The organism is Tritonibacter sp. SIMBA_163 (assembly GCF_046535935.1).
Taxonomy (GTDB): Bacteria; Pseudomonadota; Alphaproteobacteria; order Rhodobacterales; family Rhodobacteraceae; genus Epibacterium; species Epibacterium scottomollicae.
Map to the genome: position 1 here is coordinate 1 of NZ_JAWJBP010000188.1, position 351 is coordinate 351.

Genomic DNA, 351 nt, shown 5'->3' on the forward strand with positions numbered 1-351 from the left:
CGGCACCATGGCCGAGGTTGCCCAGCCGAGCGCTATGCCGAAGATGCCGCCCGGCAGGATCATCAGCAGGGTCCGGCGATCATTGTGGTGGCGCCAGGCCCAGAGGGCGACGATGTCCATGACGATCAGGATCGGCAGGAAGATGGCGGCGGCCTTCAGCGGATCGACCACAAGGGCCAGCAGCGGCACGCCCATCAGCGCGAAGGCACCTCCCAGACCTCCCTTCGACAGACCGACGAGAAGCACGGCCGGGACGGCCGCGGCGAAGAACAGGAGATCGAGTTGCATGACGGGCAGTTGATCCAGTTATCGGTCCGGTCTATCGAACGGGGGAGGGACGAGCGGTACTCG

General features: G+C 65.8%; 1 protein-coding gene. It reads right to left on the reverse strand.

Features of this window, described 5'->3' with window-relative positions:
- Positions 1-288: sulfite exporter TauE/SafE family protein (locus R0J92_RS22025; protein WP_411053218.1), on the reverse strand; the 288-nt coding region annotated here is incomplete at its 3' end.
- Positions 289-351: the final 63 nt, after the last annotated feature.